Raw genomic sequence first — 11668 nt, forward strand, 5'->3', positions numbered from 1 at the left:
GGGAAAAATCGCACCGATGTCTTTATGCGCAGGGAGGTCGCGCTCACTCAGCACGGCGACGACACCGTCCGCCGCGTGAACGCGCTCAACGTCCAAACGTGTGATTCGGCCTTTGCTGACGCGACTGGTGATCACCGCCGCATGCAAGCAGCCCGCTGGCGTGGGGTAGTCGTCGACGAAACGGGCTTCGCCGCTGACTTGTCGGTCGGCGCTTTCATGCTTGACGGAGCGGCCAACAATCTTGGATGGCTGTCTGTTTTGAGCCTCTTCAAGTACGGTTAATTTACGCATGGTGCACCAACCTCACATCAATGTGCTGTGTTTGCAGATAGAAACGTTTGAGCAGGTTTTGCACTAACTTAACTCGATATTGCGCGCTGCCACGGACATCGGACAGCGGCTGAATAACCTCAGGAACCTTCGCTTGCGCCGCATGGACGATGGGCAGGCTCAGAGGACGCCCGACAAAGACTTTCTCAAGTTCGTTGAGGCGCACCGATTTTGCGGCGACTCCGCCAGCGGAAATGATGCAATTCTTGACACGCTGGTCGCTATCTATCGTCATATTGATGCCTAGGGTGACCGTGGCGATGTCGTCTTCATAGCGTTTGCTTATCTTGTATATCGCGTGATGTTGATTGGGCGCGAGTCTGGGTAGGTGAATCGCACTGATCCATTGATGGCCGCGCAATAAGGTTTCACGGTAGCCCGTGATGTAGTCTTCGGGGGCGAACAGCGTTTTCGTCACGCCATCATCCACTTCGATACGTCCGTTGAGGCTCATCAACAAAGGAGCAATATCGCCAATCGGTGAGGCGTGGCCTAAGCTACCGCCAAGCGTTGCGCGGTGGCGAATGGTTAAACTGCCCAGTCTTTCAATCACCTCATCGGCACTGGGGAAATGCTCGCGTGCAAAGGCGTGTACGCGGTCCATCGGCACCGCAGCACCGATACGCCAACCAGAGGTGGTCTCTGTGATGGTAAGAAGATCATCGACATTAGAGATGTCGATCAGTTCAGGTAGTGAGCGACCTTGTTGGGTGACTTCCAATGAGAGATCGGTGCCGCCGGCAATCAGTTTAGCGCTGGGCATTTGGGATTTGGCTTGTGCCAGTTCAAGGCGCGTTTTTGGTCTAGCGTAGTGGTGGCAAGCGGCGTCATCGACACTGGCCATCCAGGTTTGCACTGCGCTGGCGTCTTGCTCCAGCGGATCGTCAATTGACTGGCTTGCGATGGTGTTGGCGACCTCGATCAACGGGCCGTAGCCAGTACAGCGACACAAATTTCCTGCGAGGTAGTCACTCGGGTGTGACACTGTCTGTTTTTGCTTTGATAGTGCGTAAAGGGACATCACAATCCCAGGCGTGCAAAAACCGCACTGGGTGCCATTTTTGTCGACCACCGCTTGTTGCACCGGATGCAAGGCTTGCGCTTGTTTGAGGTGTTCGACGGTAATGATTTGCTTACCATGCAGCGCGTGAACGGGGGTGATACAAGCATTGATTTGTTTGTAGCTCAGCTCGCCGTTTGGGTCTGGTTCCACCATTACAACAGTGCATGCGCCGCAATCACCGCTGGCACAGCCCTCTTTTGAGCCGGTTAGTTGTTTGTGTTCGCGTAGGTAGTTAAGCAACATGGTGTCGGCGTCGAGCGACGCAATCTTAACAACCTCACGATTGATCATGAGCTCCAACATAACTTCCTCTGTTCTTATTATCTTGTCCAACTGGTCAACTATTTAGGTAAAAAAAGGCTCGCACCCGTGAGCGAGATGCGAGCCTAGATAGGTTTAGTTAGGAATTTTTGCGTCGATACCTTCGACGTACCAGTTCACGCCCGCAAGCTCTTTGTCATTGAGGGTATATCCCGCTGCAATGACTTCGTTGCCTTGGTTATCTTTCATCGGGCCGGTAAACGGATGGAACTCACCTGATTTGATCTTCGCCTCGGTCTCGGCGATGGCGTCTTTGATCTCAGCTGGCAGGTCTGGATTGATCGAGACAATTTGCAGCAACTCATCTTTTAGACCACCCCAGTAGTCTTGTGGTGCCCAAGTGCCATCCATCGTTCCTTGTACCGTTTTGATGTAATGCGGTGCCCAGTTATCCCGTACCGAGAACATGTGGGCTTTCGGCGCGAAGTGGCTCATGTCGGAAGCTTGTCCAATCCCCATCACGCCGCGTTTTTCCGCGGCAATCAGAGGCGCTGGGCTGTCGGTGTGTTGAATAATGATGTCTACGCCTTGGTCGATGAGCGCGTTCGCGGCGTCAGACTCTTTGCCTGGATCGTACCAAGTGTTGACCCAAACAATTTTCAGTTTCACATCGGGGTTGACACTTTTCGCACCAAGATAGACCGAGTTAATGTCGCGGATCACTTCCGGAATAGGGAAAGACGCGATGTAGCCAAGGGTATTGCTCTTTGTCGCCATGCCCGCAGCAACGCCAGACACATAACGGCCTTCATAGGTACGAAGGGTGTAGGTGCCAAGGTTCTTCGCCATTTTGTAGCCAGTGGCGTGTTCAAAGGTGATGTTTGGGAAACGTTTGGCGACTTTCAGTGTTGGGTTCATAAAGCCAAACGAGGTGGTAAAGATGACATCGTTACCAGATTTCGCCAACTGAGTGATCACGCGCTCAGCGTCAGCCCCTTCGGGTACGTTTTCGACAAAGGTGGTTTTCACCTTTCCAGCGAAATGTTTTTCCATCTCAATGCGGCCTTGGTCGTGCTCATAGCTCCAGCCATGATCGCCGACGGGACCCACATAGACGAAGCCGACTTTGACTTCATCTTCTGCAAGCGTTGAAGCTGAGAGCAACGAGGTCACTGATAAGGCCACCGCTGTCATCCACTGATTCATTTTCATGAAATTCTCCGTTTTCATTTTTGGTTTGAGTAGTAAGAACCTAAGCTGAAACTGATTCTTATTTATCTGCAAAGCAAAAACTTGACCAATTGGTCGTATTTTTAGCCGAAGGGTGAAAATAATCGCGCAACGCCCGTCAAATCTGGTGTGGGGTGAGGTTTACGTGCTTCTTAGTTTCGATGGATTTGAGTGATGCGCGTGATGGAAGAGGGTGGTGTGATTCATTGTTGTGCGAAATGATACCGCCCGTGCACCGTTTTAATGCACGGACGCTATCACCACAACCGCTATTACCACAACCATAAAAACAATCAATGGCGTTTGGGATCAAACGGTTTACCAAGGCTCATTGGCGTTGCCAATTTTTGGCGCAACTCGTTGGAACTGAGTAATACCATCACAACGATAGTGGCGACGTAGGGGGTCATGGCTAATAAGTTGGGCGAGATGTCCAAACCGACCCCTTGCATCATTAAATGCATAATCGACGTTAAGCCGAACAAGTATGCACCAAGCATCAAGCGGCCCACTTTCCATGAAGCGAAGACCACCAGAGCCAGCGCAATCCAGCCTCGACCTGCTGTCATGTTCTCCATCCACATTGGGGTATAGGCTAAAGACATGTAGGCGCCCGCCAGTCCTGCAAGTGCGCCGCCCAGTAGCGTGACAAGGTAGCGTACTTTGATCACTTCAATGCCAAGGGCATTGGCCGAATGCGGGTTCTCACCGACAGCGCGGATCACCAACCCAGCGCGCGTCCGACTGAGCACCCAAGCACTAACACCGACCAGAACAAAGCTGGCGTAAACCAATAGATCATGTTGAAAAAGCAGCGGCCCAAGAAAAGGCAGATCGCTAAGCAGCGGAATCGCTATCGGTTGAAAGCCTTCAAGGGTGGACCCCACTAAACTGCCGCCGAGGAAGGCGCTCAAACCAGTACCAAAAATAGTCAGTGCTAAGCCTGTCGCGACTTGATTGGCACTCAGGCTGAGTGTCAGTACACCAAAAATAAAGGCCATCGTCATACCTGCGACCATAGCAAGGAGAACGCCCATCGCGAGGCTGCCGGTGAAATACGCGCCGGCAAAGCCCGCCATGGCGCCCATCAGCATCATGCCTTCTTGGCCCAAGTTCAGTACGCCGGTTTTTTCGCAAATCAGTTCACCAAGGGCGATGATGAGTAGCGGCGTGCCAGTTTTCAATGCTGCTATGAGCAGCGATTGGATAAGTAGTGCGTCCATTAGGCGGCTCCTTGGTGGTCAATTGGGTTAGTTTGAGTGCGGGCGAAAAGCGGTTTCACCATCACCAATCGATAGTTGATCAAAAAGTCGCACGCAAGCAGGAAGAACAGCAAAGTACCTTGGAATAGGCCTGTCACCGCAGTAGGTAAGCCCAGCTCAATTTGCGCGAGATCACTCCCCATATAGAGCACGCCCATAAACAAAGCCGCAATTACCACACTAATAGGATTTAAGCGCCCCAGATACGCAACGATGATCGCGGCGTACCCATAGCCCGGAGAGACAGACGGGATCAGTTGCCCAATGGGCCCAGTCACTTCCGCCGCCCCAGCAAAGCCCGCAAGCGCCCCCGCGAGAAGCATCACGCCCCAGACGAGTTTCTTTTCTGAAAAACCGGCGTATTTAGCCGCTGCCTTGGCCTCACCTAACACACGCAGTTGGTAGCCGGGTAAGGTTCGAAACAAAGCAAATCCCGCGAGCAGCGCAATACCAATGGCGATGACGATCGCCGTCGAAGCTCGGCCGGATTCAAATAGCGGGCTTAGCATGACTGCATCGGCAAACATCACGGACTCTGGGAAACCAAACCCTTGCGGGTCTCTTAGCGGGCCATGTACCGCCCAGAGCAAAATATAGAGACCGACATAGTTGAGCATGATGGTGGTTAAAATGATGTTGGTGTGAAAACGTCGATAGAGCAGGGTAGGGATGGCCGCCCAACCCGCGCCAGCCACAACACCAGCACCGATGGCCAGTACTAGATGGAGTGGACCTGATTGTTCGGTGGCGCTGATGGCAACCGCACTTGCTGCTACGGCGCCAATCAGCAGTTGGCCTTCAGCACCAATATTCCAAATATTGGCGCGATAGCAGAGCGCCAAACCGACCGCACAGAGCATTAACGGCGTGGATTTCACCAACAACTCGCCGAGGTTATAACTGTCCTCAAACGGCATAACGACAAACACTTCAAAGGCGCGCACCGGACTGACATCCAGCCAGACAAACAGCAGGCTCGATAGCGCAAGCGTCAGCGTTATCGCAATGAACGGCGATAGCCACATCATCCACTGTGAGCTTTCTAATCTGGGTTCCACTTTAACCATGATTCACCCCCTGTGATTCGCTGCTTGCGCCTTGGTAGGAAGATGGCGATAAAAAGCCGCCCGCGATCCACTCACCTAGTTGGTCGATAGAGGTGTCGTCGGTTTTTACGGCCGGAGAGACATGCCCTTCGTAGATGGCGGCGAGGCGGTCACAGATCATAAAGAGTTCATCAATATCTTCTGATACCACCAACACCGCTGCCCCTTGGTCACGCAGTGCAATCAGTTGGCGATGGATGGCGCTAGCTGCGCCGATATCCACGCCCCAGGTCGGGTGAGCGCAAATCAGTAACGTCGGGGATTGAGCGATTTCTCGTCCCATGATGAATTTTTGCAGATTGCCGCCCGAGAGGCTTTTTGCTTGCGATTGCTCATTGCGACACTTGACCTGATTATCTTGGATCAACTGCTTGGCGAGTTGTTTGAGTTTGGGAAACTGAATCAAGCTATTGTGATTTAAGCGGGCGGCGTGAGTCAGTAGCGTGTTCTCTTCCAAACTCATCTCTGGTACTGCGCCTTGGCCAAGCCGGTTAGCAGGTACATAGGCAAGGCCGCGTTTGCGTCTTTGCCCGGCATCAAGATGCCCAATCGCTTCGTCTTGCCATTGGATGCTGCGCTTACTGGCTCGGGTATCTTCGCCGCTAAGCGCCGCTAGCAGTTCTTCTTGGCCGTTACCCGCCACTCCGGCGAGGCCAAAGATCTCGCCTGCATTAAGGCGAAGAGCGACGTCTTTTAATGCGCAGCCAAACGGGTGAGAGGCCTCGAGTGACAAGCCTTTCGTGTGCAGGACAGGGGCGCCGCCCTGCACTTTGTCATAGTGCTCTGAGAGGGTCGCATGCTCTCCAACCATCATCCTGGCAATGCTGTTGGGCGTTTCTTGGCTAGGGTCGCACTCACCGGTCACTTTTCCGCCGCGTAGAATGACGGCTCGATGGCATAAGGCGGTCACCTCTTTGAGCTTGTGGCTGATGAATAAAATGGCGCAGCCTTCTAAGGCAAGTTGGTTGAGCACCGCAAACAATCCTTCGATCTCTTGCGGCGCAAGTACTGAAGTCGGTTCATCGAGGATCAATAGCTTCACGTTTTGAATCAAACAGCGCAATATTTCAACACGCTGTCGTTCACCGATACTTAGGCTATGGACGTAACGATCGGGATCGACATGGAGCTGATATTGAAGACTTTTGTCGATGATCGTCTGTCTTAGGTTGTCGATGGTCGATAGAAAGGCTTTATCCAATCCCAGCTCGATGTTTTCTAACACAGTGAGCGTTTCAAACACGGAAAAGTGTTGAAATACCATGCCGATCCCCATCTCTCTTGCTTGGGTCGGTGAGGCAATCGTGACTTCATGGTTGTTCCATAATATCGCACCGGATGTGGGCGTGTTTACGCCGTAAATCATCTTCACTAGGGTCGATTTCCCAGCGCCGTTTTCTCCAAGTAGCGCGAGAATCTCGCCGCTATGGAGTTTTAAATTCACTTTGTCATTTGCGACGACCCCCGGAAACACCTTTGACAGGTTCCAGAGTTCGAGAAGCGGTGCTGTCATGTTGAGCCAAGTCCTTTTGGTTTTTTTAATGGTATTGATGGGCTAAATGCAAAAAGCTGACCAATTGTTCAAGCCAACGTTGGGCAAGGCTCGCGATCCATACGGTGGCAATCGATGAACTAAATCAGTGCGCATGCCTGCTCTTGGTGCAGATTCACAGGCTTGACAAGGCAATGAAATCGGGTGATTACTGTAAAAAGAGTCAGCACAAGACAAGGAGTCATTTTGAACGTCCAACTTGGTAAGGAAAAGCGCGCATCCTCGGGCGAAATCCGCAGGCGCAACGAACAGTTGATCTTGCAAGCCGCCGCCGATGAGTTTGTTAAGCACGGTTACAAAGGCACGTCGATACAAGCCATTGCAGACAGAGTGTCGCTGCCCAAAGCGAACATCCTCTATTATTTCAAATCCAAGTCAGGACTGTATAAGGCGCTACTGCAAGATATTCTAAACCTTTGGAATGATGGCTTTTCCGAAGATGCCATTCAGCGCGATCCACAAGAAGTATTGCGGCGATATATCGTAGGCAAAATGCGTTACAGCCGCAGTCATCCGCAAGAGTCGAAAATTTTTGCCCAAGAGATCATCCAAGGGGCCCCCAACATTCGTGCGGCGATCCAATTTCCGGTTGTGGAGTGGAGCAGTGGCAAGGCGACCGTGATCAGCGCTTGGGCCGAGCGGGGGCTCATTCGTGCGGTTGACCCGTACCATTTGCTGTTTCTTATCTGGGGCGCGACGCAATTTTATGCCGACTTTGAAAGTGAGATTGAACTCATTAAAGGAGCTCAGCTCTCCGATGACGAGTATCAGCAGGCGCAAGAGTTTGTGGTCGATATGGTCCTGCGCGGCCTAAAACCGGATCCGGTCAATAAAAACCAATAGGCAGATAAAAATCCAGCTCAAAGTGTTCACTTTTGTTGGTGAAATGGTTATCGAAATAGTGCACGTATGCCGGGGTAGAACCGAGCTTAAACCCTGACTGTGGCAGCCAACGTTCCAACACTTGACTGATTTGTGGTAGCAACTCCCCATACACGCCGGTCAATCGAAACACGGCGTGTAACCCACCTGGAATCACCAACTGATTGACCAAACTGCGTACCTTGATCGGTTTATCGATTTCAATACACGCCACATAGCGGCATTCGTCCAATTCTACCCAAGCGGGGTTGGAGTGGTGCAGGCCAAATTGGACGCTGGCGTCCCGCTGCTCTGAAAGCGCCCATGCATTGAGTACCGTCCACGCTTTTTTGATGGAACGGTTGTAGCCAGTATGACGAATATAGGCCGCAAAGCGCTCAGGCACCTGTCTGATTTGAGGTTCTGGTAACGGTTTATTGGCGGTGCGATGGTAGCCTGCTGCGATTTCAGGGTCTTTTAAATAGGGTTTGTCACCTGCGCGTAGATCTTGCTGACGCCACTCCCCCGGAGAGGCAGAAAACGTCGCTTTGAACGCTCGGCTAAACGACGAGACCGATTGAAATCCACAGCGCGCGGCGATGTCTGCCACCGAAGAGCCTTGGTCAAACATCAACTGGTTGGCCGCATATTCCATGCGGGTGCGACGAATGTACTTATGTAGCGATTCACCGACAACCTGTTTAAACACGCGATGAAAGTGCTGTTCAGAATAGGCGGCGACGTTGGCAAGCGCTTTGCCGGGGAGATCGCGGCTGATGTCTTTGTGGATGTAATACAGCACATCGTTGATACGGGACAGGTGTTGGGCCATGATTTGAGAAAAATCGCATAAATGGACATGTTGATAAGCATAAATGGACAGCGCAAAATGTGCAACGATAGGTAATATCGAACGTCATAACAGAATATTTCACTGCTCTCACTTGCCGTAAGTGAACAGCCTTTGATTAGGCGCAGCCAAGTGGTTGCGCTGCGAATTTGAAACGCACAGGGTCCGATATGCACATTGCCAAGTCATTAGCCAACACGCCTTCTTCTTACATTCGCGAAATTCTTGCTGCTGCCTCAGACAAGAGTGTGATTTCGCTTGCGGGCGGTTTGCCCGATGAACAAACCTTTCCTATCGAATTGATGCGACCGACGCTAGAGAGTTTGCACCTGCAACCTGACGTGTTTCAGTACGGTGCCACGGCAGGTTACGGGCCTTTGCTCGACTATTTAACCGATCACTACGATTTACCGTCCTCACACAGCGCGATGGTCACCACCGGATCGCAGCAAGGGCTAGATTTGATTGCGCGTGCCTACATTGACCCGCAAGACACAGTGGTGATGGAAGCACCAAGTTACCTCGGAGCGATGCAAGTCTTTGGGTTAGTGGAAGCGAATATCGTCACAGTGTCACAGACAGAGCAGGGGCCAGACTTGGCACAGCTTGAACAGGTTTTCCAAACTCAGCAGCCGAAAATGTTCTACGCCGTACCGGATTTTCACAACCCGACGGGGGTGTGTTGGTCACTCGATACGCGTGAGCGCGTTGGTGAGTTGTGTGAACAGTATCAAGTCACCTTGATTGAAGACGCGCCGTATCGCGAGCTGCGTTTTGCGGGCACGGCACTGCCGATGGTGTCAACGTTCTGCCCGCAACACTCGATTGTGTTACGCTCCTTCTCCAAAATCGCCTCACCGGGTCTGCGCGTAGGGGTTGTGACTGGTAACACCACCTTCTTAGCACCACTGATCAAAATCAAACAAGGCGCCGATTTGCACTCCAGCGTGCCGATGCAAGCGGTGCTGCTTGGTCTGTTGCAAAACCCTGCGTTCAGTCAGCACATTGAGACGATTCGCACCTTGTACCAAGCGCGTTATCAGAGTTTATACCGCTCTCTCAAAGCCTCACTGCCTGCTGGCTGTGATGTACGCCCAGTCGAGGGCGGCATGTTCGTTTGGCTCACCTTACCGGAGTGCGACAGCTTTAAGCTCGCCACCCAACTGCTTGAAAATAAAGTGGCGGTGGTCCCAAGTAGCGTGTTTTACCCCGCCGGCGCAAAGGCCTTCCCTGCGCTGAGACTTAACTTCACCAATGCAACCGAACAAGAGTTGACCATCGCCGTCGAGCGTTTGGTTGCAGGTCTCACCGATATTCTCAGTTAACCCCGCACGTATGTCGCCTGATCGGACTGTGTCGGGTGACGTATCATCAAACATGACCCACTCATAAGATGATACGAGCCCACAGGCGACATGCACAAAAAACTGACTCTCCCCGAGAAAATCTGCCCCATTTGCCATCGGCCGTTCCATTGGCGTAAAAAGTGGCAACGCTGCTGGGATGACGTGAAGTATTGTTCTGCGCGCTGTCGGCAGAAAAAGTCATCTACCACTTTTTTCTGATTTTTCTTACCTAGAATGTAAGTAAATGTTTCTAAGAAAAATCGCCAAACATATGTTTTTTATCGAGATCACAGAATTTTGACGATCTTTCTGTCAATTTCATGCCATAAACGTGATTACTGATAAATATGCAAGCCGTTGTATTAAATTTTTCGATAGGTATCTATTTTGCTCTGATGTGATAAAGATTCCAAAATCCCTCCCACCAGAAAACTTGATGCATATACTCAGCGCATCAATTGGGTAACACTTTATCTATCTAGAGGAAAATTATGAATATTTCACAACTTCTTAAAGCATTCAAAAAGGATGAGCGCGGCGTAACGGCCATCGAATACGGTTTGATTGGTGTGGCGATGGCCGGGCTTTTGGCGGTGGTTTTAGCAACGACTGATGGCAGCATGCTCGCGAATCTTAAAGCTGCGTTCGATAGCATTGCTACTGATATCAGCAGCGTAACACCGTAACACCAAACAAACCGACGCCGTAATCCTAGGAGCCATAACTGTTAATGAATGCGCTAATCCATTTTCTGTTAGTGGTATTGCTTGTATTGGTGTGTTGTACCGATTGCTTGCAACGCACGATCAAAAATAAACATGTAGTGATTTTAGGATTGTGTTCGTGTCTGATTAGCATTCATCAACCTTGGGCTCTTTACGCCGTTGCCTATTCAGCCATGTTGCTCTCTGCGGGGCTCGTTTTGTTTCACCTTGGTTGGGTAGGCGGCGGCGACATTAAGCTGATTGCTGCCTTATCGCTGGCGGTGGCGCCAGCGTTTTTACCCGCGGCAGTCATCGCTATGTTGCTTGTGGGCGGTGTGCTAGCTGTGGTGTATTGGGTCAAATACCGTTGGTGGCAGCGGGGTAACCCTGACCGTGGTCTGCCTTATGGCGTCGCCATATGTACTGGTTTTTACCCGCTGATTGTATTGAGCAGCTATTACCCCTAACGCGTTAATCTAACGAAGAACATTCATCATGTTGAATTCCAAACTGATTGTGGCGCTGATCTTTTGCGCGGCAATATTAATGGTGCTGGGCGCAGCGGATTTTATGCGCCCGGCGCCTGTTGTGGTTGAGGCCCCTGAAGTGCCGCCTGCCGAGCAGCAGTTTACCGTATGGCAAGTAACGCGCCCGAGCTTGCGCGGTGAATACACCAAAGATGTGACCTTATCGCGTGTCGTGTTGACCGAATCGGATGCCCGTAAACAGGGTATTAATGGTGACATTTTACCCAAGCTGACCACGACCACCATTTTACGTAATACAAAGGCCGAAGGCAGCTACCTATTTGAAGAAGACTTAGCGCAGGTCGGTGATGACGACTATATCGAGTTCTTAATCACCCCAGGCAAGGCGTTGTATCCCTTAACTATTTCATCTGCCAACCTGATTGAAGGGTTTATTCGTGCTGGTGATTCGATTGATGTGCTAGCCGTGAGTTCGCCCAATGCCAACTTAGCGGATACGCGCCAAGTCAGCCGCTTTGATGGGGTAAAAGCGCAAATGCTGCTGGAAAAAATTCGCGTGTTGTCGGTTGGGCAAGACAAGAAAGTCAAGAAGACCGACAGCAAACTCTCTGCACG

General features: G+C 51.4%; 12 protein-coding genes and 1 pseudogene. 6 read left to right on the plus strand and 7 right to left on the minus strand.

The window, feature by feature from the left end; genetic code table 11:
* From AC6R0L_RS00100 to AC6R0L_RS00125, 6 genes and pseudogenes are all read right to left on the minus strand, one after another.
* Positions 1–291: pseudogene (locus tag AC6R0L_RS00100) on the minus strand (xanthine dehydrogenase molybdopterin binding subunit); the annotation flags it as partial.
* Complete coding sequence (gene xdhA, locus AC6R0L_RS00105; RefSeq protein ID WP_500627859.1) at positions 284–1696, minus strand: xanthine dehydrogenase small subunit; 1413 nt, start codon at positions 1694–1696, stop codon at positions 284–286. The gene xdhA and the pseudogene AC6R0L_RS00100, both read right to left, overlap by 8 nt.
* A gap of 93 nt (positions 1697–1789) precedes the next feature.
* Positions 1790–2866: a BMP family ABC transporter substrate-binding protein gene (locus AC6R0L_RS00110; RefSeq protein ID WP_334551951.1), complete on the minus strand. Its 1077-nt coding sequence runs from the start codon at positions 2864–2866 to the stop codon at positions 1790–1792.
* A gap of 311 nt (positions 2867–3177) precedes the next feature.
* Complete coding sequence (locus AC6R0L_RS00115; protein ID WP_500627860.1) at positions 3178–4107, minus strand: ABC transporter permease; 930 nt, start codon at positions 4105–4107, stop codon at positions 3178–3180.
* Entirely contained in the window at positions 4107–5213 is a 1107-nt protein-coding gene (locus AC6R0L_RS00120) for an ABC transporter permease (protein ID WP_500627861.1), read from the minus strand. Before AC6R0L_RS00120 ends, AC6R0L_RS00115 begins: the two co-directional genes overlap by 1 nt.
* Positions 5206–6765: an ABC transporter ATP-binding protein gene (locus AC6R0L_RS00125; RefSeq protein WP_500627862.1), complete on the minus strand. Its 1560-nt coding sequence runs from the start codon at positions 6763–6765 to the stop codon at positions 5206–5208. Before AC6R0L_RS00125 ends, AC6R0L_RS00120 begins: the two co-directional genes overlap by 8 nt.
* A 225-nt stretch (positions 6766–6990) precedes the next feature.
* Between AC6R0L_RS00125 and AC6R0L_RS00130 the strand changes: the two genes are divergently transcribed.
* On the plus strand, positions 6991–7647 hold the full coding sequence (locus tag AC6R0L_RS00130; RefSeq protein ID WP_500627863.1) for a TetR/AcrR family transcriptional regulator: 657 nt from the start codon (positions 6991–6993) through the stop codon (positions 7645–7647).
* Here the strand turns inward: AC6R0L_RS00130 and AC6R0L_RS00135 are convergent.
* Positions 7631–8500 (minus strand): AraC family transcriptional regulator, encoded by an 870-nt coding sequence (locus AC6R0L_RS00135; protein ID WP_500627869.1) that lies wholly within the window; start codon positions 8498–8500, stop codon positions 7631–7633. The genes AC6R0L_RS00130 and AC6R0L_RS00135 overlap by 17 nt on opposite strands.
* Before the next feature lie 185 nt (positions 8501–8685).
* Between AC6R0L_RS00135 and AC6R0L_RS00140 the strand changes: the two genes are divergently transcribed.
* The 5 genes from AC6R0L_RS00140 to AC6R0L_RS00160 all read left to right on the plus strand — a co-directional run.
* Positions 8686–9840 (plus strand): aminotransferase-like domain-containing protein, encoded by a 1155-nt coding sequence (locus tag AC6R0L_RS00140; protein WP_500627864.1) that lies wholly within the window; start codon positions 8686–8688, stop codon positions 9838–9840.
* 90 nt (positions 9841–9930) lie between these two features.
* Complete coding sequence (locus tag AC6R0L_RS00145) at positions 9931–10080, plus strand: DUF2256 domain-containing protein (RefSeq protein WP_500627865.1); 150 nt, start codon at positions 9931–9933, stop codon at positions 10078–10080.
* Positions 10081–10352: 272 nt separating this feature from the next.
* Positions 10353–10547 carry a Flp family type IVb pilin gene (locus AC6R0L_RS00150; RefSeq protein WP_500627866.1) on the plus strand — a complete coding sequence of 65 codons (195 nt, stop codon included), beginning with the start codon at positions 10353–10355 and terminating at the stop codon, positions 10545–10547.
* 44 nt (positions 10548–10591) lie between these two features.
* A complete protein-coding gene (locus AC6R0L_RS00155; protein WP_500627867.1) occupies positions 10592–11032 on the plus strand; it encodes an A24 family peptidase in 441 nt (146 codons plus the stop codon).
* Between the two features lie 28 nt (positions 11033–11060).
* Positions 11061–11668, plus strand: a 608-nt coding sequence (locus tag AC6R0L_RS00160; protein WP_500627868.1) for an RcpC/CpaB family pilus assembly protein, incomplete at its 3' end; no start/stop codon positions are given.

This window comes from Vibrio sp. R15-SG3-ISO1A (assembly GCF_059833955.1).

Bases quoted from the DNA above. Each gene is read 5' to 3' on its own strand.
- AC6R0L_RS00110 (WP_334551951.1), bottom strand. From the start codon at position 2,866: ATGAAAATGAATCAGTGGATGACAGCGGTGGCCTTATCAGTGACCTCG.
- AC6R0L_RS00155 (WP_500627867.1), top strand. From the start codon at position 10,592: ATGAATGCGCTAATCCATTTTCTGTTAGTGGTATTGCTTGTATTGGTG.
- AC6R0L_RS00115 (WP_500627860.1), bottom strand. From the start codon at position 4,107: ATGGACGCACTACTTATCCAATCGCTGCTCATAGCAGCATTGAAAACT.
- AC6R0L_RS00125 (WP_500627862.1), bottom strand. From the start codon at position 6,765: ATGACAGCACCGCTTCTCGAACTCTGGAACCTGTCAAAGGTGTTTCCG.
- AC6R0L_RS00120 (WP_500627861.1), bottom strand. From the start codon at position 5,213: ATGGTTAAAGTGGAACCCAGATTAGAAAGCTCACAGTGGATGATGTGG.
- xdhA (WP_500627859.1), bottom strand. From the start codon at position 1,696: ATGTTGGAGCTCATGATCAATCGTGAGGTTGTTAAGATTGCGTCGCTC.
- AC6R0L_RS00150 (WP_500627866.1), top strand. From the start codon at position 10,353: ATGAATATTTCACAACTTCTTAAAGCATTCAAAAAGGATGAGCGCGGC.
- AC6R0L_RS00140 (WP_500627864.1), top strand. From the start codon at position 8,686: ATGCACATTGCCAAGTCATTAGCCAACACGCCTTCTTCTTACATTCGC.
- AC6R0L_RS00145 (WP_500627865.1), top strand. From the start codon at position 9,931: ATGCACAAAAAACTGACTCTCCCCGAGAAAATCTGCCCCATTTGCCAT.